The 25,892-nt window shown below is 68.4% G+C and carries 29 protein-coding genes and 3 pseudogenes; 13 read left to right on the top strand and 19 right to left on the bottom strand.

Annotation, left to right across the window (positions count from 1 at the left end; all coding sequences use genetic code 11):
- Positions 1 to 267, top strand: a 267-nt coding sequence (locus tag ACFYXC_RS40850) for a transposase (protein WP_389558097.1), incomplete at its 5' end; no start/stop codon positions are given.
- Positions 268 to 463: 196 nt separating this feature from the next.
- On the opposite strand, the gene ACFYXC_RS40845 is transcribed toward ACFYXC_RS40850, so the two are convergent.
- On the bottom strand, positions 464 to 979 hold the full coding sequence (locus ACFYXC_RS40845; protein ID WP_389558096.1) for a GNAT family N-acetyltransferase: 516 nt from the start codon (positions 977 to 979) through the stop codon (positions 464 to 466).
- Between the two features lie 102 nt (positions 980 to 1,081).
- On the opposite strand from ACFYXC_RS40845, the gene ACFYXC_RS40840 reads away from it, so the two are divergent.
- A complete protein-coding gene (locus tag ACFYXC_RS40840) occupies positions 1,082 to 1,300 on the top strand; it encodes a hypothetical protein (RefSeq protein WP_389558094.1) in 219 nt (72 codons plus the stop codon).
- Between the two features lie 666 nt (positions 1,301 to 1,966).
- Here the strand turns inward: ACFYXC_RS40840 and ACFYXC_RS40835 are convergent.
- The 3 genes and pseudogenes from ACFYXC_RS40835 to ACFYXC_RS40825 all read right to left on the bottom strand — a co-directional run.
- Positions 1,967 to 2,170, bottom strand: a pseudogene (locus ACFYXC_RS40835) (hypothetical protein); the annotation flags it as partial.
- 296 nt (positions 2,171 to 2,466) lie between these two features.
- A complete protein-coding gene (locus tag ACFYXC_RS40830) occupies positions 2,467 to 2,889 on the bottom strand; it encodes a hypothetical protein (RefSeq protein WP_389558093.1) in 423 nt (140 codons plus the stop codon).
- A gap of 19 nt (positions 2,890 to 2,908) precedes the next feature.
- Positions 2,909 to 3,187: a DUF6233 domain-containing protein gene (locus ACFYXC_RS40825; protein ID WP_389558091.1), complete on the bottom strand. Its 279-nt coding sequence runs from the start codon at positions 3,185 to 3,187 to the stop codon at positions 2,909 to 2,911.
- Here ACFYXC_RS40825 and ACFYXC_RS40820 point away from each other — a divergent pair.
- From ACFYXC_RS40820 to ACFYXC_RS40810, 3 genes are all read left to right on the top strand, one after another.
- Entirely contained in the window at positions 3,173 to 3,418 is a 246-nt protein-coding gene (locus ACFYXC_RS40820) for a hypothetical protein (RefSeq protein WP_389558090.1), read from the top strand. The genes ACFYXC_RS40825 and ACFYXC_RS40820 overlap by 15 nt on opposite strands.
- A 36-nt stretch (positions 3,419 to 3,454) precedes the next feature.
- The gene (locus ACFYXC_RS40815; protein ID WP_389558088.1) at positions 3,455 to 3,862 is read left to right on the top strand and encodes a hypothetical protein; all 408 of its coding nucleotides are present in this window, start codon (positions 3,455 to 3,457) and stop codon (positions 3,860 to 3,862) included.
- Positions 3,863 to 4,104: 242 nt separating this feature from the next.
- A complete protein-coding gene (locus tag ACFYXC_RS40810) occupies positions 4,105 to 4,599 on the top strand; it encodes a DUF6234 family protein (RefSeq protein WP_389558087.1) in 495 nt (164 codons plus the stop codon).
- A gap of 8 nt (positions 4,600 to 4,607) precedes the next feature.
- Here the strand turns inward: ACFYXC_RS40810 and ACFYXC_RS40805 are convergent, their stop codons facing one another.
- The 3 genes from ACFYXC_RS40805 to ACFYXC_RS40795 all read right to left on the bottom strand — a co-directional run bounded on the left by ACFYXC_RS40805 (position 4,608) and on the right by ACFYXC_RS40795 (position 6,646).
- On the bottom strand, positions 4,608 to 5,078 hold the full coding sequence (locus ACFYXC_RS40805; RefSeq protein ID WP_389558085.1) for a nuclear transport factor 2 family protein: 471 nt from the start codon (positions 5,076 to 5,078) through the stop codon (positions 4,608 to 4,610).
- Positions 5,079 to 5,314: 236 nt separating this feature from the next.
- Entirely contained in the window at positions 5,315 to 5,686 is a 372-nt protein-coding gene (locus ACFYXC_RS40800) for a VOC family protein (protein WP_389558083.1), read from the bottom strand.
- 42 nt (positions 5,687 to 5,728) lie between these two features.
- A complete protein-coding gene (locus ACFYXC_RS40795) occupies positions 5,729 to 6,646 on the bottom strand; it encodes an alpha/beta fold hydrolase (protein WP_389558081.1) in 918 nt (305 codons plus the stop codon).
- Positions 6,647 to 6,999: 353 nt separating this feature from the next.
- Here ACFYXC_RS40795 and ACFYXC_RS40790 point away from each other — a divergent pair, with 353 nt between their 5' ends.
- The 5 genes from ACFYXC_RS40790 (at position 7,000) to ACFYXC_RS40770 (ending at position 12,084) form a co-directional block, all read left to right on the top strand.
- Positions 7,000 to 7,794, top strand: a complete 795-nt coding sequence (locus ACFYXC_RS40790; RefSeq protein ID WP_389558079.1) for an alkene reductase — start codon at positions 7,000 to 7,002, stop codon at positions 7,792 to 7,794.
- On the top strand, positions 7,794 to 8,024 hold the full coding sequence (locus tag ACFYXC_RS40785; protein WP_389558077.1) for a hypothetical protein: 231 nt from the start codon (positions 7,794 to 7,796) through the stop codon (positions 8,022 to 8,024). The genes ACFYXC_RS40790 and ACFYXC_RS40785 overlap by 1 nt, the downstream gene beginning before the upstream one ends.
- Before the next feature lie 290 nt (positions 8,025 to 8,314).
- Positions 8,315 to 9,067, top strand: a complete 753-nt coding sequence (locus tag ACFYXC_RS40780) for a glucose 1-dehydrogenase (protein ID WP_389558076.1) — start codon at positions 8,315 to 8,317, stop codon at positions 9,065 to 9,067.
- 429 nt (positions 9,068 to 9,496) lie between these two features.
- Positions 9,497 to 9,955: an Rrf2 family transcriptional regulator gene (locus ACFYXC_RS40775; RefSeq protein WP_389558074.1), complete on the top strand. Its 459-nt coding sequence runs from the start codon at positions 9,497 to 9,499 to the stop codon at positions 9,953 to 9,955.
- Positions 9,956 to 10,632: 677 nt separating this feature from the next.
- Positions 10,633 to 12,084, top strand: a complete 1,452-nt coding sequence (locus ACFYXC_RS40770) for an MFS transporter (protein ID WP_389558072.1) — start codon at positions 10,633 to 10,635, stop codon at positions 12,082 to 12,084.
- 571 nt (positions 12,085 to 12,655) lie between these two features.
- On the opposite strand, the gene ACFYXC_RS40765 is transcribed toward ACFYXC_RS40770, so the two are convergent.
- The 10 genes and pseudogenes from ACFYXC_RS40765 to ACFYXC_RS40720 form a co-directional block, all read right to left on the bottom strand.
- On the bottom strand, positions 12,656 to 13,303 hold the full coding sequence (locus tag ACFYXC_RS40765) for a GyrI-like domain-containing protein (protein WP_389558071.1): 648 nt from the start codon (positions 13,301 to 13,303) through the stop codon (positions 12,656 to 12,658).
- Positions 13,304 to 13,681: 378 nt separating this feature from the next.
- Positions 13,682 to 13,776 (bottom strand): annotated as a pseudogene (locus ACFYXC_RS40760) (IS5/IS1182 family transposase); the annotation flags it as partial.
- Between the two features lie 146 nt (positions 13,777 to 13,922).
- The gene (locus tag ACFYXC_RS40755; RefSeq protein ID WP_389558069.1) at positions 13,923 to 14,294 is read right to left on the bottom strand and encodes a hypothetical protein; all 372 of its coding nucleotides are present in this window, start codon (positions 14,292 to 14,294) and stop codon (positions 13,923 to 13,925) included.
- A 180-nt stretch (positions 14,295 to 14,474) separates the two neighbouring features.
- Positions 14,475 to 15,590: a DNA alkylation repair protein gene (locus ACFYXC_RS40750; RefSeq protein ID WP_389558067.1), complete on the bottom strand. Its 1,116-nt coding sequence runs from the start codon at positions 15,588 to 15,590 to the stop codon at positions 14,475 to 14,477.
- Positions 15,591 to 15,603: 13 nt separating this feature from the next.
- Entirely contained in the window at positions 15,604 to 15,906 is a 303-nt protein-coding gene (locus tag ACFYXC_RS40745) for an antibiotic biosynthesis monooxygenase family protein (RefSeq protein WP_389558065.1), read from the bottom strand.
- Positions 15,907 to 15,945: 39 nt separating this feature from the next.
- Entirely contained in the window at positions 15,946 to 17,001 is a 1,056-nt protein-coding gene (locus tag ACFYXC_RS40740) for an aldo/keto reductase (protein WP_389558064.1), read from the bottom strand.
- 153 nt (positions 17,002 to 17,154) lie between these two features.
- Positions 17,155 to 18,594, bottom strand: a complete 1,440-nt coding sequence (gene gndA, locus ACFYXC_RS40735) for an NADP-dependent phosphogluconate dehydrogenase (RefSeq protein WP_389558062.1) — start codon at positions 18,592 to 18,594, stop codon at positions 17,155 to 17,157.
- Between the two features lie 53 nt (positions 18,595 to 18,647).
- Positions 18,648 to 19,652, bottom strand: coding sequence for a helix-turn-helix transcriptional regulator (locus ACFYXC_RS40730; RefSeq protein ID WP_389558060.1), 1,005 nt, complete (start codon positions 19,650 to 19,652; stop codon positions 18,648 to 18,650).
- Complete coding sequence (locus ACFYXC_RS40725) at positions 19,564 to 20,025, bottom strand: nuclear transport factor 2 family protein (protein WP_389558059.1); 462 nt, start codon at positions 20,023 to 20,025, stop codon at positions 19,564 to 19,566. The genes ACFYXC_RS40730 and ACFYXC_RS40725 overlap by 89 nt, the downstream gene beginning before the upstream one ends.
- A gap of 176 nt (positions 20,026 to 20,201) precedes the next feature.
- Positions 20,202 to 21,230, bottom strand: coding sequence for a saccharopine dehydrogenase family protein (locus tag ACFYXC_RS40720; protein ID WP_389558058.1), 1,029 nt, complete (start codon positions 21,228 to 21,230; stop codon positions 20,202 to 20,204).
- A 209-nt stretch (positions 21,231 to 21,439) separates the two neighbouring features.
- On the opposite strand from ACFYXC_RS40720, the gene ACFYXC_RS40715 reads away from it, so the two are divergent.
- Complete coding sequence (locus tag ACFYXC_RS40715; protein ID WP_389558057.1) at positions 21,440 to 22,420, top strand: helix-turn-helix transcriptional regulator; 981 nt, start codon at positions 21,440 to 21,442, stop codon at positions 22,418 to 22,420.
- 72 nt (positions 22,421 to 22,492) lie between these two features.
- On the opposite strand, the gene ACFYXC_RS40710 is transcribed toward ACFYXC_RS40715, so the two are convergent.
- Together ACFYXC_RS40710 and ACFYXC_RS40705 are read right to left on the bottom strand one after the other, a co-directional pair.
- Positions 22,493 to 23,332, bottom strand: a complete 840-nt coding sequence (locus ACFYXC_RS40710) for a helix-turn-helix transcriptional regulator (protein ID WP_389558056.1) — start codon at positions 23,330 to 23,332, stop codon at positions 22,493 to 22,495.
- 65 nt (positions 23,333 to 23,397) lie between these two features.
- On the bottom strand, positions 23,398 to 23,988 hold the full coding sequence (locus tag ACFYXC_RS40705; RefSeq protein ID WP_389558054.1) for a TetR/AcrR family transcriptional regulator: 591 nt from the start codon (positions 23,986 to 23,988) through the stop codon (positions 23,398 to 23,400).
- Positions 23,989 to 24,231: 243 nt separating this feature from the next.
- Between ACFYXC_RS40705 and ACFYXC_RS40700 the strand changes: the two genes are divergently transcribed.
- A complete protein-coding gene (locus tag ACFYXC_RS40700) occupies positions 24,232 to 25,107 on the top strand; it encodes an alpha/beta fold hydrolase (RefSeq protein ID WP_389558053.1) in 876 nt (291 codons plus the stop codon).
- 55 nt (positions 25,108 to 25,162) lie between these two features.
- Positions 25,163 to 25,638 (top strand): annotated as a pseudogene (locus tag ACFYXC_RS40695) (peroxiredoxin).
- Positions 25,639 to 25,892: the final 254 nt, after the last annotated feature.

Below are 25,892 nucleotides of genomic sequence, written 5' to 3'. Positions count from 1 at the left end.
CGTCAATACGCGGACCGGCACGAGTGGCTCACCATTGTTCAGCTGCCCTCCTACGCCCCGGATCTGAACCCGGTGGAAGGCGTGTGGTCACTGCTGCGGCGCGGCCCGCTGGCCAACATCGCCTTCGCCGACGACGACCACCTCGAACGCACCCTTCGCCGCGGCCTGCGATACGTCCAACGCCGCCCACACCTGATCGATGGCTGCCTCACCGGCACCGGACTACAACTGACCCGCCCTCCGACAACACCCCGAGTAGATCAGTAACACGGGCAGGAAGCTAACACCCCCGCTCTTCCCCTTGCACTGATCGTTCCGTCACCTGATCACGGGACGCCCCGTAGTTCGGAGAAGTTGTGTGAGGCACATGGGCTCATCAGTCCGTGTGACTGTGAGATATCTGCTGGTTGTGAGGCACCGCCGCACGCACCAGCCTCCGCCGGATGATCCGTCACGAGAACCGCTATATCTTGATCCAGTAACGTCGCGCGGGACCGAACTCGGTGTCCCGGATGTCCTCGAGGACACCGCCGCAACGCTCGATGGTCTTCACCGATGCGGCATTGTCGACCGCGCAGACGGCCAACACCCGATCCAGGCCGAGCGCCCGCGCCTCATCGAGCAGCTGGCCCACCGCCCAACTGGCCAAACCGCGCCGCCGCGCGGACGGCCTGATCCCATAGCCGATGTTTCCAGCCCACGACACGTAGTCGCTGCTGCCGTATCGCAGTGCGATTCCGCCGAGCACTCGATCGCCCTCCACGATCCACCGATAGATGCACCGCATCGCGTCGGTCGCTTTCGCCGTGTCCGACTGGTCGGTCAACCGGTGCACCCAGGCCGCAAACCCCGCGGCCGAGTCCACCTCATCGGACGGACCCAGCCCGAAGCCGTCCTCGTGTTGACCAGGACCCCACTCAGCGCGGGCTTCACGCCAGGCGGCATGCAGGCGGACAGTGGGCACGATCAACTCTGGCACCCGGCAAAGATACCGTCAGAAAGTGTCTCCGACGCCGGTTAGTGCCTAACGTCCCTCGCTACGCAGAAGTGCTTCTACCTTGCTCAAACACAACCCGGACCGGTGCTGCTGCGCTCGTCGGAGCCGCTGCTGGTGCTGTCCGACAGCGCAGTGGCCCCGCGCCGCAAGGACGGCACCTACGGCCTCAGTCCCCCGCTGCTGCCCGAGACGATCGAGGTCTTCGCACCGCTGTCACCGACCTGTCTGCTGATCTCCACACCCCGCACCACCACCGCGTGCACCAGGGCCTCACCCGCAAAATCGCCGCCAAGGCGAACGTGAGGGCTTCGGCCTGGTGCCGGAAAGCCGTCTACCGGCCACCGTCTATGCCCTGGCCCGCCCGCCTGCAGCTCAGCGGCGCCGCGCTGGAGGTCCGGGCGCCGCGGCTGTCAGCGCTCCCTGCTCAGCATCCGCCTGACCCTGAACCGGCCCATCCCGAGATCCGCCGTAGCGAGCTGCGCGCCCTGTTGGAACAGCTCAGCCGTGAGCAGCCCCCGCTCTCGACGCCAGGCGCCCGAGGATGACTGCGGCTTTCCTGCCCGCGTCGGTATGACGGTGCCATCCCACACTCGGCAGGTTCACAGTGAGGTTGGCCAGTACCGGTGCCGCAGGCCGAGAGGATGCGGGCGAAGAGCAGGTTCTGGCGGACTTCTCCACCCGTCTCTCGTGCGGCATCAGATATCCGGAGCCGGAGCGTTTCACGGGCCGGATGAAGCGCTGCCGGACTTCGCCAACGATCTTCAATCGCTCGCAGTCCGAGCCCTCGACCGGGTGGTCGGCGAGGCATCCGAACTCGCCAACTCTGGGACGAGACACCGCAGGGTTCCGCGTGGCGGCACAGCATCAGCCGCATCCTCGCACCCGAATCCGAGCCCGAGGGACACCTCCTTGTCCGCGCACCAGCCGGTGGCACCGGCCCGCGCCACCTGTCACCGGATTGCGCAACGACCAGCCCTGCGGCCGGTGCTCACCGGGCGGCGGGAGGGGTGATGCGGTCAGGGAGATTCGGGCGGGCGAACAACCCGGAGGCGGCAGGGGACCGATGACCTGCTCCAGGTCACGGCGTACGCGCTCAGCCTCCCTGCGGACCTGCTGGGGGATGTCCCCGCGCTCGGCAACGAGCCGGCTGTAGATCGGGGTCTCCTGAAACACGGTGCGCTCCGCCTTCGTTCGGGTGATCGCCCCACGATACGTGCGCACGCCCTACCGGCACGAAGGCGGCCGGGGCAGGCAGACCGGCCAGGCCGCACGCGTATCCGGCGTCAGCCGTCTCCATGGCCGGGTGTAGGGGGCGCCGCATACGGTGCAGCGGGCTAGGTAGAGCGCGGAGGCCGGGGTGTGGGCGCGGGCGGGCTTGGCCGGGTAGACGATGCCCTCGATGACAGCAGTCAGCGTGGGCCACGGCGGCAGACACGTACACGGCGGCGCGTCGGTGCCGGGGCGCTCGGTCATGAGCGGTCCGGTGCGGCCGGAGGGCGGGCGCGGCGACTGTCGGGCTGGCGGCCGATCTCGCGGGCGACGGTGTCGATCTCGCTGCTGCTGTAGGCGGTGCGGATGCCGGAAGGGGTCATGCCGCTGGCCTGGGCGAGGGCGTCGAGCTTGTAGGGACGGTCGCCGTGGAACTCACGGCCGTAGGCGAGCAGGTGGCGGATCTCGCGGTCGGCGGCCTCGCGGCGGGCGCGGGCGTTGCCCAGGGCCAGCAACAGGGCGTCCTCGTCCAGGCCGTCGCACTGGGCTTCGAGGGCGGATGCGTCCGCGGTGCGGTCCTGTTCGGTCTGATCGCGTGCGTCGGGGTAGAGCTCTTGCGGCGTGACGTCGCCGGGCTGCGGCAGCGGGATGCGGATGGCTGTGATGTCACCGATCAAATCCATAAATGCAACTGTCGCAGAATTATGCGATGATCGCAATAAAGTGGGGTGATCGGCTGCCCCATGAGCACCAAGGCCGTTCGCGTCGGCAGCTGCGTAGAAGGGGGCGCTGACACTGCGGTACCAGATATCGGCCGTGCGACCGTCTGGGGTGACGCGCGCGAGCACCGTCCTGTGATCGGCCTCCCGTTTGCGTGCAGTGGGTGCAGGCTCGCAGACCCGCGGTGAGCAGTCGGCGGGCTTCGTCGCGGCTGACGGGGCGGCGTCGTTTGCCGATGGCGTAGCAGTGGCCAGCGTGCACTTCGACGGGCGGGTGGCGGTCGCCGATGCCGCGGGCCTGCAGCGCGGCCGCCTGAGCGGACTCGTCCTCAAGGGCGAGGACCTCATCGACGCCGGCCGGGCCACCCGGCAGATCAGCCTCGACCCGGCGCGCGAGAACCGCCTGGCCGTGGAAGCCGTCAGCGACCGCATCCGGCACAGGTTCGGGGCCGGCGCGATCGGCCCGGCCGCCGCCCTCCTGCACGCCGGCTGACTCCCGACACCGCGACCGGCTGGAGGCCAGGGCGCCGTGCTGCTCAACCCGCCCAGGCCGGGGCCTACGGACCTGCTGCCGCACTGGCCCTACGCCCGCGCACTCGACGAAGCCCTCACCGGCCGCGGCATCCCGCCGGGCCTGATCCGCGTGGAGCGCACCGGTCTGGCGTACGGTGACCCTGGCCTGGGACTCCAGCACTGCGCGGGCCTGGGCGGGATCCGCCTGGCCTGGCGCGAGGACACCGGCTGGTCCCACGCCCTGATCCGGCCCGACGGCGGCAGCGCGATCTGGCGCGGCCCGCTCACTGCACTGCCCCAGGTGTACGCGACACCGAAAGCGGTCGCCGACGTGGCCCACGCTCTTGTCCACCAGCACCCTCATAACGGCGGCCCGCACGGGCGCGGCGAGTGGAGCCGCGCGCACGACGTCAGAAGGGCTTGAACACGCGAGTTCTACACCCGAAATTCCGGTGACCGGACAAAGTCCAAAAGATTCTGGTCGATCGAACCATCAGGCCGAACGAACACAGGATTGCTGGAGCGCGAGACGAAGCGAAACTATGCCACCGACATCCGGGTCCTGCTGGACTTCCTGTCTGCCCGTGGCATCGTACGTTCACGTTGCAGTTCAAGGGCAGGGACTCCACGGGGCGCTCGGCTGGGCCACGAGTCGGTCTCGTCCTGATGAACCGTGATGCGGTGCACGACGGCACGTTCCAGCGTGTGTCCATGGACTTTGAACGGAGTACGCGTGCACCGCGCTCGCCGGAGAACGATGGCCGCCCCGGGGAGTCTTCGAACCTGCGAGGCGACGGGTGCGCAGGTGGTTGCATCAGCCTGATCGTGCTGCTCATCGAGATCCCGGTTGCTCTTCTGCTGGGGTTGACGTCGGTCGTCCGTGGGTGGGGCGGTGCGGACGAGCAGACTGCGGCGCCGGCGATGGACTGGGTTCCGATCCTCTGGTTCGGCGGGTTCACGTGTGGCGTGCTCGTGATCGCCGTGCTGTTCCTGTACTCGGCGCATCCGTTCGCAGGTGCGGTCCAATTGCTCCTGGCAGCCGTTGCACTGTTCTTTACGATCACTGTTTGGCATGACCAGTACGAACGCGTCCACCCGTCTCCGCCACCGACGAGTGTCGGGATGCCACCCGCTGCTTCGCATCCAATGACCGACCCGTAGGAGCCGGATCAGGTGCCGGTGATCACTCCCGGCTCGCCCGTGGTCCACGAGGTGTGCAGCACGCGGCGGTCGATGCGCCACCCGCTGCCGGTCCGGACGAAGGAGTCCGTGTACGTGCCGCCGGTGTGGTAAAAACCGGTGCCGCGGTGATGGTGGGCGATGACCTGCGTCCGCGTACGCACTCCGTCGTCGGTGGGCTCGAGCCAGATCGCGCCCAGGAAGTGCTGGGTGGCGTCGAGCCGGCCCATGAGGCCGCCTACGGCTCCTGCGATGTCCTTCGCCCCGCGTGCCATCACGCCGGTGAAGTCGTCACCGCCGGGGATGTAGCTCTCGAAGGTATTCTCCAGCTCGGCGCTCTCGGTGAACGCGTCGGCGATCCGCTCGAAGTCACGGCCATCCAGCGCCTCCACGTAGCCGAGGAGAACCGACCGGATCTCCTTCTCGTCGCGGCTGTCGATCTGTTGAGTGTTCTGTGTCATTTTCGTTTTCCTTTTACCTTTTGTGGCGAGCGAACCGTCTGTTTGTGCTGGACGTACACACAGTAGGGAGCCATCCCGACCAGGGGTTCAGGTTGCCCGCCTCGTAGCGCGCGAGGACCGCAGCGGTCCGCACGGCCTCCTGGCCTGCCGGACGAACGGAAACGACGGTCACATCGCGCTTCCCTGCCACCGCGAGCAAGCTCGCCCCTTACTCGTACCGGGTGCGCCGAGCAGCGTCAGGCGGGGTTCTCACAGAGGGCCTCCACGTTGTTGCCGTCCGGGTCCCGCACGAAGGCTGCGTAGTAGCTGTCGTGGTACTGCGGCCAAACCTTCGGCCGGTACAGAACCTGCGCTCCCTGCGCCACGGCGGCGGCGTGGAAGGCGTCGACCGCGTCACGGTCGGGCGCCGCGAAGGCGAGGTGCGTCTCGCGCGAAGGCGATGCCGGTCCGGCGACCGGACCGATCCAGAACTCGGGGCGCCCGGGACCGTAGCCGATGCGCTGCCGGTGCTCGATACGTCTACCGGCGCCCAGAGGGGCGAGCACCGCGTCATAGAACGCCGCGCTCGCCTCCGGGTCGGCGACCTGGATCTCTACGTGGTCCAGCACGGTTTTCCTCCTCATGGTGGTGCGGGGCGGGGACGGGAACGATCAGTCCTGGTAGCCGAAGAAGGTCCTGATCTCCTTGAGTACCCGTCCGGGTGCCTCGTGCAGGAGCCAGTGCCCCACTCCCTCGACAGGACTGCCGGTCGCGTGCGGAGCGGCATCCTTGAGCGCGGCGAGGAACGTGTCGAAGAGTTGCGCCTGGGCGATGATGTGGACGGGCATGTCCAGGGGCTTGAGCATGAGGCGGCGGTTGTCGGCCTCGTCCTGCGGCCATGCCTGGTAGTAGCGCGACCCGTTGTGTAGCACGCCCGGCCGGCCGTAGACCCGCGCGTACTCGTCGAGGTTCTTCTGCGGGGCGGGAGCGCCGAGCAGTTGGTAGAAGTGCGAGAGGAAGAGGCGCTCACGTCCGGCCACCAGCTGCTCGAAGAGCGGTTCCTGCTGGAAGAAGGAGAAGTGGAATGACAGCGGCTTGAGCTGATCGAAGGTGAGTGAACCGCCGACGAGGCCGAAGTCCATGATCATCAAACCGTCGAACTGTTTGGGCCACTGAGCCGCGAGGGCATAAGCGACGGCGCTGCCGAAGTCGTGTGCGACCAGCTGTACCCCCTCATGGTGGCCGAGGTGGAGGAGCAGGCGGTGCACGTAGCGGGCGAGCGTGGCCTTGTCGTGCGAGGGCAGCTCGCCGGTGGTGTCCCCCAGTCCCGGAAGGTCCACGGCGATGACTGTGTGGTCTGGCAGCAGGTCGGGCATGATCGCCCGGTACTCGTACCAGCTCTCCGAGAAGCCGTGGAGCAGCACGATGGTGCGGGGGCCGTCGCCTCCGACGACGTAGTGCATCTGAAGGCCGTCGATGGTGGTGAAGCGGTGCTCGAAGTGCTGAGCGAACTCCGGATCATCACGGGTGGCGGTGTCGTAACCCTCGCTCAACGGGGCTTCCGAAAGGGAGTGGGGGTGTGGGGACACGAGGAATGCTCCTGAAAGTTGACAGGGGGTGCCGACCGGCGCGTTAATGTAACGAACCTTGATACAGCTTACACAATGTCGCGCTGCCCGGAACGGCCGTCCTGCGGAGCAGAGGAAAAGTGGGCCCGTGGGGCTCATCGCCGTTGCTCTAGGGGAGACGGAGCGCCCCCTCCCGCGAGTGGCGATGGCACGGAATGGGCGCTCCCGCACCACACCTCAGCAGCCGGCTCCACCCGTGCGCGCACCCATCCCGGAACGGAGTCACACCAATGACGTCGGCATCGACATCCGCGAAACCGTCTCTCTTCACGCCCGATTCACTCGGAGACATCAAGCTCGCCAACCGTGTCGTGATGGCCCCGCTGACTCGGATGCGGTCGGGTTCCTCCGGCATACCCGGTGACCTGATGGTCGAGCATTACCGGCAGCGAGCGAGCCTCGGACTGATCGTCACCGAGGGCGTCTACCCCAGCCGTGAGTCGCAGGCTTTCGTGGGGCAGCCGGGCATTGTCACTGATGAGCAGGCGGCCGGCTGGCGGCGGGTGGCCGAGGCGGTGCATGCCCAGGGCGGCCGCATCGTGATGCAGGTCGTGCACGCCGGTCGCGTCACCCACCCCGATGTCAACGGGGGCCGGCGCATCCTGGCTCCCAGCGCGATCGCGATCAACGGCGAGGGGCACACGAAGAAGGGCAAGCAGCCTTACCCGGTGCCGCAGGCACTGACCGCCCCGGAGGCCCAAGCGGCACTCGAGGACTTCGTCATGGCCTCCCGCCGGGCGATCGAGGCCGGTTTGGACGGTGTGGAGGTCCACGCCGCCAACGGATATCTGCTGCATGAGTTCCTCTCCGCAGCGTCGAACCGGCGCACCGACAGGTACGGCGGTACACCGGCGAAGCGGACCCGCTTCGTCGTCGAGGTGGTGACGGCGGTGGCGCAGGCCATCGGCGCCGGGCGGGTCGGGTTGCGGATTTCTCCCGAACGCAACATCAAGGACGTCCTGGAGACCGACAGGGGCGACGTCCTGGCCACCTATGGCCACCTGCTGGATCAGCTGCGCCCGCTGGGTCTGGCCTATCTCTCTCTCCTGCACGCGGAGTTGGGGGAGACCTGGCCCAGGAGCTGCGCCGGCGCTTCGGCGGCAAGTTGATGGCCAACAGCGGGTCCGTCTCGATCACCACGCGCGAGGAGGCGGTGGAGCTGATCGAGGCCGTCCACGCCGATGTCGTGGCCGTGGGCCGAGCAGCCATCGCCAACCCCGACCTGGTGGAGCGCTGGCAGGGCGAGCACGTGGAGAACGCGCCGCGCCCGGCACTCTTCTACACATCCGGCGCCGAGGGGTACACCGACTACCCCTTCCTCCAAGGCGAACAGAAGTAGGAAACCAGGCAGGCACGAGCCTGCCGCCATCCGGCGCAGCCTGTCTCGCCTTGCGGCCTGCCCCCGCGCCGCAACGCCGCGTCGTGGCACCACGGCGTGGCGTTGCGGCGAGGCGGGCGGCGTCGACACACCACTGACGCGGGCCGTCATTGAACCCTCACGGCAAAATGTAACCAGAGCTGTTATATTTTCTTTGGATGGCTGGTGCGCCTTCGGCATCCTTCACCGCAGGTGATGGGCTCTTCGCAGCTGCAGAGCCGGCCTCACAGCAATTCTCCAAGGAGTGGGCAATGGGACAGCTTGACGGAAAGATCGCCCTGGTCACGGGCGGCACCACTGGCATCGGCCTGGGGGCGGCCAAGCGCTTCGCGAAAGAAGGTGCCACCGTCTACGTCACGGGGCGCCGCGAGTCCGAACTCGATGCCGCTGTGGCAGCGATCGGTGCCGACGCCGTGGGCGTGCGGAGCGATGTGTCCAGACTCGATGATCTCGACACCCTGTTCGCGACCGTCAGGGAGCGCAGCGGACGGCTCGATGTGCTGTTCGCGAACGCGGGAGTGGGTGGTTTCGTAGGGTTCGCAGACGTGACAGAGGAAGAGTACGAGCGAACCTTCGACATCAACGTCAAGGGCATGTTCTTCACTGTGCAGAAGGCGCTCCCGCTCCTCACCGAGGGCGCCTCCGTCATCCTCACCTCCTCGACCAATGCCTCCCAGGGAATTCCCGAGATGAGCGTCTACAGCGCCACCAAGGCGGCTGCACGCAACTTCGCCCGGTCTTGGGCGGCCGAGCTGGCAGGGCGCAAGATTCGGGTCAACTCGATCAGCCCCGGCCCCGTCGAGACCCCCGGCCTCCTGGGCTTCGCGGGCGACGACGTCGATGCGCGGCGCGAACTCAAGGAGAACTTCGCCGCTTCCATCCCTTTGGGGCGTGTGGGACACGTGGACGAAGTGGCCTCCGCCGCCGTTTTCCTCGCCTCCGACCAGAGTTCGTTCACCACGGGTGCCGAACTGTTCGTCGATGGCGGCCTCGCCCAGGTCTAGGGAGCAGTCGGCCCGCAGGGCGTTTCGCCGCGGGCCGGAAGAGCGGCGAAACCGTTCTTCCGGCCGTGTGGAACCCTGCCGGAAGTGCGCACAGCCGGTACGCAGCCCGCGAAGTACCGGTGTCACGCCGGTCCTTGCGCTTTCCAGCACGGGTGGGGCGGGGAGGCTCCCCACGGAAGGGGCCAGGGAGTGTGCGGCGTGAGCGCGAACAGCCGCATGAATCTGGCCGTCCACATCCTGGCATGGCCGGCTCCGTGAGCAGCGGCGGTATGTGACCTGCTGCGGACGCCCGCCGACGTCCGAGCGGGAGGTGACTCGGCGCACAGTACGCGCCGCCCCGACTTTTCTGTAACTGTTACAGTTTTAGTATCGTCGGCAGTGCGTACGAGCGCCGGTCGGCACCAGTATCGACCGAGGGAGGCGAGCGGCATGAGCGCGAACAGCCGTATGAGTCTGGCCGTTCACATCCTGACATGGCTGGCATACGACCGTCGCGGCACCGACAAAGAGATCGCGACGTCCCAGCGCATCGCGAGCAGCGTCAACACCAATCCCGTCGTCATCCGGCGCTGCCTCGGGCAGCTCAAGGACGCCGGACTGGTGGAGGTCACCCACGGACGCAACGGCGGCTGGAACCTCGCCCGTCCGGCGGAGCAGATCACTCTTCTGAACGTCTACCAGGCACTCCCCGAGGAACCGATCTTCGGAATGCACGCCTCGGATCCCAACGCGGAGTGCTATGTGGGTTTCGGTATCCAGCATGCCCTGGGTCAGGTGTACCAGGAGGCGACTGAGGCCCTCCGCCGGTCGCTGTCGGCCACCACCGTGGCGGACGTCCTGCGCGACACCCTGGACTTCCACTCCGTATCAGCCGGGGCAGCCCGCTGACCGTTCACGCGGTCACGCCGCTCAGCCGCGGCGGCTGTCGCGGTCGTTGACCCGGCACCCCGTCCCCTCCGGCCGTGGAAGGCGCAGAACGGAGTCAGTGTCTTCCTCCTAGCGCACCGGTCCCCCACCGAACCATCGGGCGCGGGGAAGACCGGTCCGACGGCGGCAGCCCAAGCCGAAGAGGCTGCGACGTGAAGAGGTCACCGGCCCGACGGGCGTCAGCGCCGACCACGGCGCTTCGAGCAGAGCCGTGAGTTCACCCCTCACCGCAGGTCGTGGAGGCGGTGAGGCCGGCGATACGGCCGCCCCTGGATGAGCGCGCCCATCCCTTCCGGTTGGCCGGCCTGCACCCGGCACCCACCTTCGCGGGCAGCCGGGAAGGCAGTCCTCCCTTCCCGGCTCCAGATGCGCTACGCCTTCCCCCCTCTGCGGTCGCGGGTGGCGCCATGAGGAGAGCCCCCTGCGTGCGTCGCGGATGCCCCTGGCCTCTTGCGACCGAAGCCGGGTCCGACGACGACAATTGCCTAACTGTATCAAGTTTAGTTACACTAGCGGTTGACCGCTTCGACCCCTCGGCCGTGCCGAGCGGAACGCGGCTTCCCGCCTCTCGTGCAGGTGCCAGCCGCCCGAACTCTGCCTCGCTCCTCTTTTTCACCAACCATTCCCTATGAGGTGGCATGTCCGTCCACACCGGCAGCGATGCCGATACATCCGCGCCCTCGACGGAACACCGCAGGGTGCCCACCGTGACCGTGCCGCGCTTCGTCGCCCTGGCCACGGTCGCCATCCTGGCCACGCAGCTCATGCTGCAGCTCGACGCGCAGGTGGTGACCGTCGCGCTCCCCCAACTGCAACAGGACCTCGGGTTCTCCCCCGCCGGTCTGTCATGGGTGCCCAACGCCTACGCGCTGGCCTTCGGCGGACTCATGCTGCTCGGCGGAAGGCTCGGTGACGTTCTGGGCCGGGTCAGGGTCTTCACCATCGGAACGGTGCTGTTCGCCCTCGCGTCACTGGCCGCCGGCCTCGCCCCTGACGCGACGATCATGGTCGTCGCCCGGGTGGCGCAGGGAGTCGGAGCGGCCATCGCGGCACCGAGCATCCTGTCCCTGATCACCGCCATCGCCCGGGACGAGCACGCCCGCAGCCGGAACATGGCCCTGTTCACCGCCGCCTCAGCAGTGGGCTCGTCCTTCGGTCTGATCCTCGGTGGCGCACTGACCGCCTTCTTCTCCTGGCGGTGGGGCCTGTTGATCAACCTGCCCATCGGCGCCGTCGTCGTTCTCGTCGTCCGATGGCTCGTCAAGGAGGACCGGCCGGCCGGAGGCCGGGTGGACGTGGCGGGGGCGATCACCGCGACCCTCGGGTCGCTGGCCCTCGTCTACGGCTTCGTGCACGCCGCAGAGACAGGCTGGGCCACCGCGGGAACGGCGATCACCTTCATTCTCGCTCTCGTCCTGCTCACTACGTTCGTCGCCGTCGAGCGGCGCGTCGGACTCCCGCTGCTCGACCTCTCGCTGGTCCGTCATCGCAAGCGCGCGACGGCACTGGGCGCCATGGGGCTCACCGTGGGGGTCCACTTCTCCCTGCTGTTCACGCTGGTGCAGTTCTACCAACGAGAACTGGGCATGAGCGCCTTGGTCGCCGGTCTCGCCTTCCTGCCCCTGACAGGCACGATCCTGCTCGTCACACAGTTCGTGCCCGCATTCGTACGGCGCGTCAGAGCCGGTCGGCTGCTCGTCCTCGGTACGGCGCTGGTCACTCTCAGCTTCATCTGGTTCACCACCCTGGACGCCTCCAGCACCTACCTCGGCGGGGTCGTGGCCCCCTTGGTGCTCCACAGTCTCGGTGTCGCCCTCGTGTTCACCCCGGGGACGATGCTGATCATGGAGGGAGTGCCCGCCCGGCACAGCGGCTCGATGTCCGGATTCCTGCAGATGGTTCAGCAGGTGGGCGGCTCCCTCGGCATCGCCGTCATCGTCGCGGTCCACACCAGCGGCGGCGAGCCCGGCACCTTCCTCCCCGGACTGGCGGGCGCCTTCTGGACAGCGGCCGCCCTAGGCACCGCCGCTGTGCTCATTGCCCTCGTCGGCCTCACCACCCGACGCTCCCAGAGCGAGCCCGTCGGCTGACAGCGGGGGTGCAGCACCCAGGCCGGCCCCGCCTTCTTCGGCAGAGTGCCGTGCGAAATGTGGGGGCAGCGACGGACGCCACCCGCTGCCCCCGCCCACTGGGGTGAGCCACTGGCTTCGGAGGACGGAGCTGCTCCACCTTCCCGAGAGGGTCAACCAGGGCCCCGGGCCCCGGCTGCCGGCCGCCCGGGGCTCACCCAGGCGGGGCCCCGGCTTCGACATGATCAGTCTGCCGGTTCCATGGAGACCGGCGGGCTGTCATGAAGGGCGGCGTCCGCTCGCTCGACCGGGTGGCCTGGAACTGGGCGGCAACAACGCCGTCATCGTGCTGCCGCCGTTGGCGCAGTACACATGCATGGGGTCGTCGACCAGGCCGGCGCCTACGACCCGAGACGCCTCTGTCCGGTGACAGAAAAAGGGCCGTCCGGCAAGTTCAGCCGAGCGGACAGAGGCGGGCAGGGGTTGGGTCAACGTCGCACAACGCCGGTTATCCACCCCTCGATCGGACCCTCGCCCTCATCTGCCGGGCAGTGGGCTGACGCCACGTCGAGACACGGGACCCCCGGCGATCTCATTGAGGGCTTCGGCCGTGGTCATCGGTGAGGCCCGCGGGCCAGGCGACAGGGTCCCGCAAGATGGTCCGCAACGCGTCCTGCGGCGTCTGCGCGGTGAAGGGGTCGATGTGGATCTCTCGGTGCGGGCCGGCGCGCCGAAGGCCCTTCTCGCGGGCGAACGCGCCAAGTCGAGCGAGAGTTTCGAACTCGTTCTTGAAGGGCCCGTGATGCATCACCTGCACCACAAGGCTGTCGGGCAAGGTGAACAACTCCACTTCGCCACCCGGATCGTCGGCGTTGCCCGCCGCGTCATGGCGGGCAGACACAATTGCGTTATGGGTGATCGAGTCGGCGACGCGGGTAGTGATGCGGTACTCAAGGAGATCAACGCTGTTGCCGGTATAAAAGTCTTCGATCTCGACAGATTTGGCCTGCTTCGGATACCCGTAGAGAATTTCGATGACGCATGCATCCGATGGAGACATCCTCAACGCGCCGGGGAGTGCCGCCTTCATGGCGGTAACGAAAGCCATTTTGCGATAGAAAGCCTCAGTCCCCGGACGGCCCGAGCCGCCCACTGAGAGGAATGTCGCCTTTGGTGCGCGCACAAGCTCCGGTGTGTCCGCTGCGGCGAGGTGGGAGGTGATGGGTCCGGGCTCATGCATGAGGGCTCCTTGAGGGCGCTTCCAGCGAGGAAGTTCTCCATGCTGTCAGAGTCTTGGAGAATCAGCATCTTGACGAACACCTCATCTACTCATATGAGTTGTTCGCTTAACCTATCAAGGCACGACGTCCGGGCCCCGCTCGCGAGTGTCTGGGGCAGTCGGCGCCAGGGCGTCGGTGATCGTACGGGCGTCGCCCCCATAATGAAGGCATTCAAGAAGCCATCTCAATTTGTGTCTGCATATCTACGGTGGCAGACGAGGGCGCAGGCAATGTTCGTGAAGGCGGGATAAAGGTCTCTGGCGCGAGCGCATCGGCGTGCGTATCGCCTGAAGAGGCCGGGTCCAGCGAACGGTCAGAACGCCGACGATGGCGCGTTCTGCGTCGTCCGCGCGGTGCAGAGTTCCACGTAGAGCCGGCCCCAGACACCGGCTCTTGACCGGATCAGGAACCTGCGGCGGGCCGTCGACTTCGTGTCGCTGTCACTACGCACAGGCATGGTCATTCTTCGCGGGACTCGCCGGGCGACTCCCCCTCGCTGGCACCACCTCGCCAGAATGTCCACGCTCAAGCCGTCGCCCAGGGCATACACGGAGACCGGGCTGGACTACCAGCTGTGTGTCAGCTCTTGGACATACCCTCCAGGGTCCGTTGCAGGCCACCTCCGATACGGTCCATGGTGGCCTCGTAGGCGTCCGGCATATCGACGTCGAGCCGATCGGCGAGCACGAAGACCCACCACAGACACTCAGCCAGCTTGTGCCGCAGTTCGGCGTCCACGTCGCCGTCGATGCCCCAGGTGCGTTCGGCCGCGAGCACCAGGCGTCCCACGTAGGCGGCGTCGTTGGTGAAGCCCAGAGCGAGCTCCGGCAGCGTCCAGGTCCTGCCCAGCACACGCTGCTCGATCTGCTCGTACAGGGCCCGGACCTTCAGCGCCCTGTCGTCGGCCTGAGCCAGGCCGGGTTTTCCGTCACGCGCCGGTGTGGTGTTCATTCGGTTCTCTTTCCAGAAAGGTTTCCGGTGTTGTCTACGACGTTAGAGGCAGATGTGGACGGGTTCGGTCCTGGTTCGCCAGGGTGGTGAACCTGTCTGTCCGCAGAAGGGTGACGCGCGTGCCTGGTGATCGTCGGCCGGGGTTGCAGGGCACGCGCCGCCCTTGTCCCGTGCCGCGGGTCACGGTGTATCCGGGGCGGCCAGTTCGAACTCGGCACGGTCCGACTCGACTCCGTTGACCTGTACGGAGATCGCGTGCGGCCCCGGGTAATAGCGGCGGGTGGTGATCGGCTTGAACGAGTGCTCGCGCGTCACCTCGACGCGCTCGCCGGGGGCGAGGGTGCGGGTGGTGAGCTTGAAGGTCTTGCCGGTCCGGCCACCATTGGCCTTGCGGTGGTGCACGATGTAGTCGATCGCCAGCCGCGTCGGCGCGTCCCCAGCGTTGCGGATCGACGCGGTGAACCGCACGCTCCCGCCGAATGGCACGACGTCGCGGTCCAGCCGAGGCCCCTCCACGTCCAAGACCGCGGGCGGGAAGCCGAGCAGTTCCAGCGCCCCGGGGTGTCCGCGCTTGACGAGCGTGCGCAGCCCGTGGCGCACCAGGCGCTGCGTGGTGGCGTCGGGGTAGTCCAGCCACCGACGTGCCGTGGCGACGACGAGCTCGGGGTGGTCTCGGCTGAGGTCGTTGAGGTGGTTGGCGACCGAGCGGCGCACGTACTCGCTCTCGTCCCGGTACAGGGCGTCCAGGACGGGCACGGTCACGCCGGGGCTGGCCAGGATCTGCGGCACCCGTACCGACCAGGGCAGGTAGGGGCGGGTACCTTCGGAGGCGAGTCTGCGGATGTCGGCGTCCGCCGATTCGGTCCAGTCGCCGACGATGGTCGCGAGCGCCCGGTCGAGGTCGTGGCGCAGCAGTGTCCTGATGGCGAACTCCGAAGACAGGCGTCCGGTGAGGCTCGCGAGCAGTTCCATCGCGTCGTCGAAGGAGGCGGCATCGCCCTGCTGGACGGCGCGGGTGGCGACCGCGCCGGTGACCGGCCAGATCAGCCATCCGGTGAAGTGCGGTGCCCGGTCGCGGGCCGCGCGTACGCTCCCGGCGAGTGCGGCGTAGTCGCCCGGCAGGTCCGCCAGCAGTGCGTCGCGCAGCAGGTCGGCGCGCTGGCGCAGGGGCAGCGGGTCGATCTGCCGGGCTGCCGCGCGCAGGGCCGTCAGGTCGGCGTCCGGGGCGGCGGCCCGGATGGCGCGCGTGAGGTTCTGCGCGGTGTGGCGGCTGATGAGTTCGTCGGCGAACGGCATTCGGGTCCTTCGGTCACGCGAGGTGGTGCAGTGCGGTGGTGAGCTGCCAGTCCACGCTGTCGTGGTCGATCGTGTCGTGGACGGGAGAGCCTGCCATCTCGCCGGTGATGCCGGCGGCGCCCGCGCGGGCGTGCGGCAGGCTGTCGTAGGCGACGATGTCGATGACGCGTCCGTCGTCGGTGGTGACGATGCGCCGCCACAGGAAGCCGGGCTGCCGCTTCAGATAGGCGTCGATGTCGGCGTTCGCCTTCACGAAGTCGTCGGCTGTGTGGCCTGGGGCCGGGCGCAGGGTGGTGATCTCGAGTGTTTCCGTCATGGTGTGTTCCGTTCCGGCCGTGTGGTGGTGTGGAGGGGGTCAGCGGACGAATGCCTTGGCGGCCAGGCCGTTGATGGTGGTGTTGCCCTGCTGGAAGCCGACCATGGACTCGATCATGCTGTGCGGGTAGTCAAGGGTGGGCGCGGTGAGGACGTTCAGTTCGTCGATCTGCTCGTCGGTGAGGGTGACGTCGAGCGAGGCGAGGTTGGCCGTCAGTTGCTCCTGCGTCCGGGCACCGATGAGGGTGGACGTCACGTCGGACCGCTGGCGGACCCAGGCCAGCGCCACTGCCGCCACGGTCGTACCGAGGCTGTCGGCGATCGCCTTCAGGGCGTCGAGGAGGACGTAGGTGGATTCGTTCAGGTAGGCGGCGGCGTAGGCGGTGCGGCCGGAACCGGCCACCTCGCTGGTGGCACGCGAGTACTTGCCGGACAGGACCCCGCTGGCCAGCGGGGACCACGGTGTGATGCCGAGTCCGAAGCGGCGGGCCGCGCCGAAAGTCTCGCCCTCGACGCTGCGGGCGAGCAGTGAGTACTCCACCTGGAGCGCGGCGACGGGCTCCCAGTCGCGCAGCCGGGCGGTGGTGGCGGCCTCCGCGACCCACCAGGCCGGCACGTTGGACAGGCCGATGGCGTTGATCTTCCCGGCGCGGACCAGGTCGGTGAGGGTGGACAGGGTCTCCTCGAAGGGGGTGTGCCGGTCCCACTGGTGCATCCAGTACAGGTCGACGTGGTCGGTGTTCAGCCGCCGCAGGGACGCGTCCAGCTGGGCACGGATCGCCTTGCGGCCGGCGCCGCCGGAGTTGGGGTCGTCGGCGGCCATGTTGCCGCCGAACTTCGTCGCCAGGACGACACGGTCGCGGCGGCCGGGGCGCTGGGCGAAGTAGCGGCCCAGGGTCTCCTCGGAGGCGCCGCCGTTGTACATGTTGGCGGTGTCCACGAAGTTGCCGCCGGCGTCGAGGTAGTGGTCCAGCAGCCCGAACGAGGTCTCCGGGCCGGAGCCCCAACTGCCGTCATCGAAGTTCATCGCGCCGAAGGCGAGGGGGCTCACGCGCAGTCCGGAGCGGCCGAGGGTGCGGTACGAGGTGAGAGACATGGTGTTCCTTTTCAAGGGTCGAAGAGGCGAAGGCCCGATGGGGTGTGGACACCACACTGGTCCACGGGACGTGGAAGAGGGAGGCTGTGTGAGGGTGGGTGCCGCACACCCAGGCAAGGTGGCGGCGGCCCCGTACGGGATCCCGTACGGAGATCAGACCTCTGTCTCGGAGCGGTCGGGGTGTGCCCAATAGGTGTGGAAGGCGCCCTGCCGGTCGGTGCGCCGGTAGCTGTGGGCGCCGAAGTAGTCCCGCTGTCCCTGGAGCAGGGCGGCGGGCAGCCGGTCGGCGCGCAGGGTGTCGTAGTACGACAGCGCCGCGGCGAAGGCCGGGGTCGGGACGCCGCGGCGGACGGAGGTGGCCACTACCTCGCGCCAGGGGACCTGGGCCGAGGTGATCTCCTTCGCGAATCCGGACTCGGCGAGCAGGCTGACGAGCTGAGGTTCGGCCGCGTACGCCATGCGGATCCGGTCGAGAAAGGCAGCACGGATGATGCAGCCGCCCCGCCAGATGCCGGCCACCGCTGCGAAGTCGATGTCCCAGCCGTATGCGAGCGCGGCGTCCTGCATCATCGTGAAGCCCTGGTCGTAGGCGATGACCTTGGACGCGTACAGTGTCTGCTCGACCTGCGACGTGAAGCGTTCGGCCTCGGAGCGGCTCATCGGTATCCGCACGCCGCCGGGCAGTGGGCGGTAGGCGGTGCGCAGGGCGGCCTGTCCGGAAGCCGCTCGTGCGAAGGTCGCCTGAGCGATGGCCGTGACAGGGGACGCCAGGTCCAGGGCGGTCTGTACGGTCCAGCGGCCGGTGCCCTTCTGCCCGGCGGCGTCGGCGACCACGTCGACGAACGGCTTCCCGGTGCCGGCGTCCGTGTGGGAGAGCACCTCGGCAGTGATGCCGACCAGGTAGGAGTCGAGGCGCCCCTCGTTCCAAGTGCGGAAGATCTCGCCGATCTCGGCCGGGCTGTACCCGGCGACTTGACGCAGCAGGTCGTAAGCCTCGGCGATGAGCTGCATGTCGGCGTACTCGATGCCGTTGTGGACCATCTTCACGAAGTGGCCGGCGCCGTCGGACCCGATGTGCGTGCTGCAGGCTTGTCCGTCGACGTGGGCACTGATGGTCTCGAACATGGGGCCGAGGACGGCGTAGGCATCCTTCGAACCGCCCACCATGATCGACGGTCCATGAAGGGCGCCTTCCTCACCGCCGGAGACGCCTGCTCCGACGAAGTGGATACCGCGTTCCCGCAGATCCGCCTCACGGCGCCGGGTGTCGGCAAAGTGGGCGTTCCCACCGTCGATGATCATGTCGCCGTCGTCCAACAGCGGGGCGAACTCGCCGATGACGGCGTCCGTGGCCGCTCCGGCCTGCACCATGATCATGAGTCGGCGGGGGCGTTGCAGAGAAGCGACGAACTCCCGGGCGGTTTCGGCCGGCACGAAGGTGCCCTCGCGACCGAACTCCTCCATGAGGGACCGGGTACGCGACGGGGTCCGGTTGTGGACTGCGACGGTGTAGCCGTGGCGGGCGAAGTTGCGGGCCAGGTTGCGGCCCATCACCGCGAGTCCGGTGACTCCGATGTGCGCGGGTGCGTTCATGGTGATCTTTTCTTTCTCGCCCGGGCGATGGGACTCGGGGGCGTTCGCGGTCGTCAGGGTGGCGGCCCGCCCATGGCCGCGAGGTAGATGAATGCCTGGGCACTGCGGCTGCCGGGAACGGGAGCTGCGAGCAGCAGGCGTTGCCCGGGGACGGCCGCCGCGCCCAGGACGCGGTACGTGAGCGTGATGCGTCCGGCTGCGGGGTGGACGACGTTCCTGTACGCGCGGTCCAGGCCGACCGCTGTCCGGTCCTGCCATGCCCTGTTGCGCCATGCCTTGGTGAAGTCGTCCGACTCGGCGGTCAGGTCGGTGATGAGGTCCGCTATCTCGGTGTCGCCCGGCAGCCGGAGGGCATTGCGGCGCAGTGTGTGCAGGGAGCTGGCGACAGCTGACGGCCACTGGGCGAAGTAGTTCCTGGCCTGCGGATGCGTGAAGAGGATGCGGATCAGGTTCTGACCGCTGCCGTCGGGACTGCTGCCACCGACACCGCCTGTGGCGGCGAAGGGAGACAGCAGTGCCTGCGCGGGCTCATTGGCGGCCAGGATGTCGAAGCAAGGGCTCAGCACGTAGGCCGCTGCCTGGTGGGATGCCTCCAGTAGACGCAGGAATTCGGGGTGCACCTGCTCGCGGGCGCTGGCGGGGCGCAGGTTCGGGTTGAGTCCGGCGAGGTGAAACAAGTGGCTTCGCGCATCCGCGTCCAGGTGGAGGACCCGGCTCAGGGCTTCGGTGATCCGGGGCGAGGGATTTCGTTCCCGTCCTTGCTCCAGCCGTGCGTAGTAGCCGACGCCGACTCCCGACAGGACGGACACCTCCTCCCGGCGCAGTCCCTCGACCCTTCGGTTGTGACCGCCCGCGCACAGGCCCACGTCCCTGGGGGTCAGCCGGGACCGGCAGGTGCGGAGGAACTCCCCGAGGGCGTTGTCGCGGCTGTCCTGCCAGTCCGCACGGAGCTCGTCCTGTCGTCGGCCCTCAGGAACTGGACTGCTCTTTGAGGTGGTAGCGGGTGTCGCCGGTGAAGTCGATCGTGACCTCCCGCCGGGCGAAGGACCACGTACCATCGCGCCGTTCGAAGCGGTCGCGGTACCGCCCGCCGGCCACCATCTGCAGCGGCAGCAGGCCGGGCACCGCCTGGAGGATGTTGTAGTACGAGCGTGCCTCGGCACTGTCGTCGTCCTCGTTCACCTCGATGAGGATGTTCGTGGTGATGTGCCGGGTGCGCAGAGTCCCGTCGTCGTGGACGACGAGCATCGAGCCGATCAGCTCCTCGATGGCCTTCGCGCCGCGCAGGCTCATCTCGCCGGACACGAAGTCCGCGTTCTCGAAGAGTGCGCCGAACTGCGCGAAGTCGCCCTCGTCGACGAGGTGGGAGTAGCGGGCGATGAGGTTCTCGATCTGTCGGGCGCTCGAGATCGAGGGGGTGGCAGAAGACATGGCGGTCGCCTTTCAGCGGGGGTTCCCGTCAGGGGGTTCCGCTCGCCCTGTCCGGGCGAGCACCGTCAGTCTGGTCCCGCGCCGACCTGCGAAGAAGGATGTGTCAGCCTGGGTGCCGCACTCCTACCTTCCGCTCCACTTGCCCCGTGCGGGCGGGCCGTCCCGGAAGGCGGTCCCTACAAATCCTTGATGTGCGAATCGCCGACAGCGAGGGCCAGTTCGCTGCCGTATGCGGAGGACGGCGACTGGAAGCCGGGGGTGAAGGAGCCGGCCAGGACGCGGCGGGCGATCTCCACGGACGAGAGCTGGGTGAACCGGTAGCCGGTCGGTGTGTCGATCAGGGACCTGGCCACGCTGCCGTCCCGGCCGGTGACCTCCGCGACAACCTTGCTGCGTCCCACCTCCCGTTCCTCGGCGGTCGGTCCGTCGGGCAGCGCGGAGAAGTCCAGGTCGATGGGGAGCGGCTGACCGGCCTGCACATACACCTCGATGGTGGGGATGCCCGTGGCGTAGTGGCTGGTGATCAGATCGCCCATGGACGCGGACACGGCCTCCTCCGGACCGTCGTCGCCGAAGTCGAACGAGGCGACCCTGGGCTCCGGCAGCGCGACGATCTCCCCGTCGGTGCGCACCAGTACACCGAGGTCACCGATGCCCTCAGTGGCGCTGACGATGGAGCCGCGGGAGAACAGATTCAGACCCTCGGCTTCTTCGGGGGTGGCGCTGAGGAGCTTGAGAGCGAGCCGCAGGCTGACGGGATCGGCGACGCGCGCCGCGGTGTGTGCGGCCACACTGTCACTGGGCACCACGTCCCAGCCGACGCCGGACATGACCATCACCCCGGCCGCCGCGGCCTCGGCGTGCCGGGAGCGTGCGGTGGCGAAGACGTCGTACTCGGCGGTGGTGTCCAGGTAGTGCACCCCCTTGTCGATGGCGGCGTCCATGAGCGGGCGGGCGGTGTGGCGGAAGGGGCCGGCGACGTTCAGGACGACGGTGATGCCGTCGAGCGCGTCGCGCAGGAGCGAGGGGTCGTCAACCGGGAAGGCGCGGCTCTGCACGCCGAGTTCCTCGCCGAGTGCCGTGACGCGCTCCTGGTTGCGGCCGGCCACGACGACATCGAGGCCCGACTCCTTGGCGTGCTCCGCGACAAGACGCCCGGTGTAGCCGGTTGCTCCGTAGACCAGCAGGCGGGGGGTGGCTGACATGGTGTGCTCCCATACGAAGGTGATGGCTGCGGGCACACCCGTCCGGAGCAGTACTGCACCTCGGTGGCGTGTGCCTCGCATTCAGGCTAGGAGCAGATCCGGACACCTATGGTCCTGGTCTCTCGCCGGTCCTGCGCTTCCCCTCCCCTCATCCGCCCTTCACCCGTCCCTCACCCGCGGGTGCTGGGCATCCCGGATAGGTTCGTTCCGTGATCGCTACTTCTGCCCGGCTGCTGCGGATGGTGTCCCTGCTCTCGTCCAGGCCCACCTGGTCCAACGCGGAGCTGGCACGACAGCTCGACGTCACCGAGCGCACGGTGCGCCGGGACATCGACCGGCTGCGCGAGCTCGGCTACGGCGTGGAGTCCGTACCGGGCCCGGGCGGCGGCTACCGCTTCGGTGCTGGCAACCGCATGCCGCCGCTGAACCTGGACGACGACGAGGTGTTCGCCGTGGCCGTGGCGCTGCGGGAAGCCGCCCACGGCGCGGCGTTGGGGGCCGATCCGGCAGCGTTGTCGGCCCTGCTGAAGCTGCGGCAGATCCTGCCCGCCCGGATGGCCAGGCGCCTGGCGGGCCTGGACGACACCGTCGAGCACACCGCGCGCTGCGAGACTCCGCGGGCGTCTGCGGACGTGCTGTTGATGCTGGCCTCCGTGTGCCGGGCATCCGAGCGCACCACGCTCACCTACCGCGACATGCACGGCGCCACGACCGTCCGGTGCGTCGACCCGCACCGCCTGGTGTACACCGGCGTCCACTGGTACTTCGTGGCCCGCGACGTCGAACGTGCGGCGTGGCGCACGTTCCGTGCCGACCGGGTGGTCGAGGTCGAGTCCACGGGGCAGGTCGTTGACCTGGCCGACGCCCCGGACGCCGCGCAGATGGTCTCCGACACGATCACCCGCACCGGGTACCCCTTCTTCGCCCGGGTCCGGCTTCCGCTGGCCTACGACGACGCGCGCCGGCTGGTGGCTCCCATCGTCGCCACCCACGAACCCGACGGGCCGGACCGGACGGTCATCAGCATCGGCGGTTCCGACCCCGACCAGCTCGCTGGCTACCTCCTCAGCCTGCGCACGCCGCTGGAAGTCCTGTCGCCCGACTCGGTCCGCGAGGCGCTGCTCGCCCGTCTCGACGCGCTCTACCGCGGCAACAAGCAGGAGCGGGCGGGAGCCGACGGGCAGCGTTGACGATCAGAGGCGGCACGGTTTTGTGTGGGCAGGGACGGAACCGCAGCGCTTCTGCGCTGCGGCAAGGACGTGTTACCCGGTGCTCGCGCCGCGCTCGGTCGGCGCGAGGAGGGAGGTGATCGCCGCGGCGCTGACGCTGCCGGGCTCGGGAACGCCGACCAGGAGCTGCTGCCCGGGAGCGTCGTGGACGTCGAAGGTCTGGTATGTCAGCTCGATACGCCCTGTCCCGGGCAGCGCGAACACCTTGTACGCGCGGGACATGTTCTCCACCTTGTTCTCCTGCCACAGGTGCCGGAATTCCGGTGCCGTCTGCGACATCTCGGACACGAGGTCGTGGATGTCGGAGTCGTCGGGGAACCGGCCGGCGTGCAGCCGCAGCGCGTGCACGGTGGCGCGCGCCACCACGGGCCATTCGACGAAGACCTCGCGCGCGCGGGGGTGCTCGAACAGCACGCGGACCATGTTGGGGGTGCCCTCGAAGGGTGCGAGGAGTGCGGCGGCGACGGCGTTCTTGGCGAGGACGTCGAAGGCGGGGCTCAGCACGTAGGCGGCGGCCCGGGGGAAGGCGTCCAGCAGCTGCAGCAGGGAGGGGTGGACCAGGTCGCGGCCCGCGGCCGGGGGGAGCGCGGGGTGCAGGTTGGCCAGCCTGAACAGGTGGGTCCGTGCGTCGGGTGTCAGCCGCATCGCCCGTCCCACCGCGTCGACGACCTGCGGTGAGGGGTGGCGTTCGCGTCCCTGCTCCAGGCGGGCGTAGTAGTCGGAGCTCACGCCGGCGAGGACGGCCACCTCTTCGCGGCGCAGGCCCTTGACCCGGCGGCTGCCGCCTCCGGCGGGCAGGCCCACGTCGGCCGGTTCGGTGCGGGCGCGGTTGGCGCGCAGGAAGGCGCCGAGTTCGTTCTGTGGCTGCTGCATTTTCCGACCTGGTGGCTGAGGTGAACGGGCAGGTGTGCTGGGGTCGGCAGTGCGACGGGCTCCGGCTATCCGGTTCCTCGCCCGTTTGCCAGAACGGCGGAAACCATCCGCATCAGATGTTCACGCACCATGGCCGCATCATCCAGGTCTCCCCCTGCCATCGCTCCGTCCCGCAGGAGCACCAGTACAGAGGTGGTGTGTTCGCTGTCGCTGCAGCCCGCGGCGGTCACCAGGTTCAGGACGGTCTGCCGGAACCAGGTCCGGTGGGCCTGGACGGCCCGCCGCACGGGATGCTCGGGATCGTGGTACTCGGCGGCGGCATTGATGAACGGACAGCCGCGGAAACCGGGTCCGCAGATCTCCGCCCCGATGCCCGCCATCATCATGACCAGCAGGGCCTCGGGGTCGGCGCTCGAGCGGAACGCCTCCGTCACCACGGACCTGATCTGCTGGTCGCGCTGCTCGACATGAGCGAGCACGAGGTCTTCCTTGCTGGGGAAGTAGCGGTAGAAGGTGGCCCTCGTGACCTGGGCCTCGGTGATGATGCGGTCCACGGCGACATGGCGGATGCCGTCAGCGTAGAAGATGCGGGAAGCCGTCTCCAGGAGCCGGGCTCGGGCCAAAGACGCTGTAGCGGAGGCTTGGGGCGAAGTCACGCCACCACTCTACCGGAATGAGCGTTCTTCCTGATTGGAAGCTGAAAACACCCCTTCGCGCTGTCACCGTCAGGAACCTCCCATCGGCCAACTTTCGGTGCTGGGTGGCTTTCAGGGACGCGTTCGTCACGTTGACCATCACGAGAGCACGCGCTACGGTCACCACTAGACAGAACATTCTGTCTAGTGGTGAGGCTCGTCGAGTCTCCTCATGCCCTATGCCATTTGCAGAGAAGGCACATCATGTCCCGACGTCATACCCAGCCCGTACGCCGTACGCGCCGCGGGGTTCTCGCGGTCGCCGGCGCGGCCGCCCTGGTCGCCGCCGCAGTCCCGGCCGTCGCCAGCAGTGCTTCCGGTGACGGGAAGACGGCCTCGGCCGTCACCACGGCCTCACACTCCTCCCCGAAGCCGACCGTCCTGCTCGTGCACGGCGCCTGGGCCGACTCCTCCAGCTGGAGCCCGGTGATCGACCAGCTGCAGGCCCAGGGCTATGCCGTACAGGCACTCGCCAATGCCCTGCGCGGGCTCCCCTCGGACGCGGCATACGTCAAGAGCCGGATCGAGAGCATCAAGGGCCCCGTCGTCCTGGTCGGACACTCCTACGGCGGCGCGGTCATCAGCGAGGCGGCCGCGCAAGAGCCCAACGTGAAGGCGCTCGTCTACGTGGCGGCCTTCGCACCCGACAAGGGCGAGTCGATCGGCGCGCTGGCCGCCAAGTACCCGGGCTCGCACGCCACACCGGACGCGCTGAACCCCATCCCCTTCGACGCGGGCAACGGAGCGAGCGGCGTGGACCTCTACATCAAGCCCGACAAGTACCGTGACGTCTTCGCCGCTTCCCTGTCGGCGCGCAGGGCCAACAGCCTCGCCGCCGTGCAGCGGCCGGTGAGCGCCGTGGCACTGGAGGAGACCGCGACGGACGCCGCCTGGCGGGACATCCCCTCCTGGTACCTGGTCACGCGCCAGGACCACGCTCTACCCCCGGCCACCCAGCGCTTCATGGCCCAGCGCGCCCACGCGCACACCACCGAGGTCAACGCGCCCCACGCCGTGATGCTCACCCGCCCGGACGCCGTGACCGGCCTGATCCGGCACGCGGCGACGGCCACCCGCTGAACGGCATGACATCGAGAACGGCACAGGCAACGCAGATGGCACACGAGGAGACGCAGTGGCAGGCTCGATAGAAACAGACAGCAAGGCACCGGAGTTCGTCCTGCACGGGGGCGTACTGCGGGACGGTGAGTTCACCCGTGGGACCTACCTGCTCGATGCCGCACGTGAGCATCCCCTGGTCCTCGCCTTCTACCCGCAGGACAACTCGAGTGTCTGCACCAAGCAGTTGTGCTCCTACTCGAGCGGGCTGGAACAGCTCACGAAGCTGGGCGCCGAGGTCTGGGCCATCAGCCCTCAGGACGTCGAAAGTCACGAGGAGTTCGCCCGTAAGAACGACCTCGTATGCCCCTGCTCAGCGACCCCGACCGCACCGTGGCGAAACTCTTCGGCGTCGCAGCCCCGGGTGTCGGCCTGCGGCGCTCGGTGTTCCTGATCGCCCCCGGGGGACGGATCGCGTGGAAGCACGCGGCACTCGTCGGCCTCACCTGGCAGCCTCTGAAGAAACTCACTGCCGAACTCGCACTGATCTGAGACGCCGGCAACACGCCGACGCGCCCCTGCCACGAGGGATGCCGCACCCATCGCGGCAGGGGCACCGCAATCCGAGCCGACACGCAAGCAACCTTTCGCTTAGGTTGCACGACCGGGTGGGTAAGGACGACACCAGCGCCCTGACCGCCAGTCCCACGTCGGAACGCTCCTTCATGAGTGGGGTGGTGGCGCGGGGCGGGTGGCGAGGTGGTCCTGGAGTTCACGATGGCGGAACTGCCATGCCGTCCCAGACG

The organism is Streptomyces sp. NPDC002701 (genome assembly GCF_042889045.1).
Lineage (GTDB): Bacteria > Actinomycetota > Actinomycetes > Streptomycetales > Streptomycetaceae > Streptomyces.
Note: the sequence above shows the minus strand (reverse complement) of the source record. Positions and strands in the feature narration are given on the sequence as shown.